Consider the following 1,579-nt stretch of genomic DNA (forward strand, 5'->3'; position numbering starts at 1 on the left):
CCGCTACCCACAATTCATCCGCCGCCTTTTCAACGGAGGTCGGTTCGGCCCTCCATGAAATTTTACTTTCACTTCAGCCTGATCATGGGTAGGTCACCCGGTTTCGGGCCCATTGCACGCTACTAAACGCCCTATTCAGACTCGCTCTCGCTACGCCTCCGGTGCTCCAGCACCTTAAGCTCGCAACGTACAATCGCTCGCCGGACCGTTCTACAAAAAGTACCATATCACCCGTTGACGGGCTCTATGTGCTTGTAGGCACAAGGTTTCAGGTTCTGTTTCACTCCCCTCCCGGGGTCCTTTTCACCTTTCCTTCACAGTACTATGCGCTATCGGTCACTGGGTAGTATTTAGGGTTGGAGGGTGGTCCCCCCGTGTTCCGACCAGGTTTCACGTGTCTGGCCGTACTCTGGATACTGCGCAGCTGCTAGGGTTTTCGTCTACGTGGCTCTCACACTCTTCGGCAGGCCTTCCCATACCTTTCGACTAACCTTTGCAGATCCTAAAAGCAGTCCGTACCCCGAAAGTGTTTCCACTCTCGGTTTGCCCTCTTCCGCGTTCGCTCGCCACTACTAACGGAATCTCGTTTGATGTCTCTTCCTCGCCCTACTTAGATGTTTCAGTTCAGGCGGTTCCCCTCATGTACCTATGGATTCAGTACATGATAACGAAGTATGAACCTCGTTGAGTTTCCTCATTCAGAAATCCCTGGATCAAAGGATGTTTGCTCCTCCCCAAGGCTTATCGCAGCTTACCACGTCTTTCATCGGCTCCCAGTGCCAAGGCATTCACCTTGCGCCCTTTATAGCTTGACCGTTTCTTGCTCTAGATTCTCCATTTGCCAACAAGAGATTTTTACCGATGTTTCGCAATTTACGAAGTAAATTTCAGAAACATCGCGTGTCGATTTATCGACTTTACCGCTGGTGAAATTATAGATTTTCTAAATTTTACTAGGGACAATAACTTTTCAGTTACTGTAAATCTCTCATTTCGCAGTTCTTTATTCAGTTTTCAAGGTACATGCTGCATAAGGTTTTGGAAAGTTTGTTTGGCGCCTTTTCGGCGCCGCCCACCTTCCAAGGTGTGCAGAACTTTCGTTCTGCATGCGATGCTTCTGAAGTTTTTCCTTGCGAAAAAACTGCGAAGCATCGGATGGTGGGCTGAAATGGACTCGAACCATCGACCTCTCGGTTATCAGCCGAGTGCTCTAACCAGCTGAGCTATCAGCCCAAATGGTGGAGATAAAGGGATTCGAACCCTTGACCCCCTGCTTGCAAAGCAGGTGCTCTCCCAACTGAGCTATACCCCCATGCCTTTCAGCAATCGGGCGTCGCTGTCCCTTATGCTCTGAGAACTCCTCGGTGCATCAGCACCTCAGGGCCCTCAAAATTGAACAAAACTGAAACCTGTTTTCCTGTCCACAACCTGTTAGACCAGCTAACTGGTTGCGTCTGACTCCATAGAAAGGAGGTGATCCAGCCGCACCTTCCGATACGGCTACCTTGTTACGACTTCACCCCAATCACCAGTTTTACCTTCGGCCGCGCCCTCCTTGCGGTTAGACTACGGACTTCGG

The 1,579-nt window shown here is 50.2% G+C and carries 2 tRNA genes and 2 rRNA genes; all 4 read right to left on the minus strand.

Annotation, left to right across the window (positions count from 1 at the left end):
• Positions 1-815 (minus strand): 23S ribosomal RNA (locus INF35_RS13635); the annotation flags it as partial.
• Positions 816-1,156: 341 nt separating this feature from the next.
• Positions 1,157-1,233, minus strand: a tRNA-Ile gene (locus tag INF35_RS13640).
• A 3-nt stretch (positions 1,234-1,236) separates the two neighbouring features.
• A tRNA-Ala gene (locus tag INF35_RS13645) sits at positions 1,237-1,312 on the minus strand.
• 154 nt (positions 1,313-1,466) lie between these two features.
• Positions 1,467-1,579, minus strand: a 16S ribosomal RNA gene (locus INF35_RS13650); the annotation flags it as partial.

It is taken from the genome of Gemmiger gallinarum, from assembly GCF_014982805.1.
In the GTDB taxonomy this organism is placed as follows: Bacteria; Bacillota; Clostridia; order Oscillospirales; family Ruminococcaceae; genus Gemmiger; species Gemmiger gallinarum.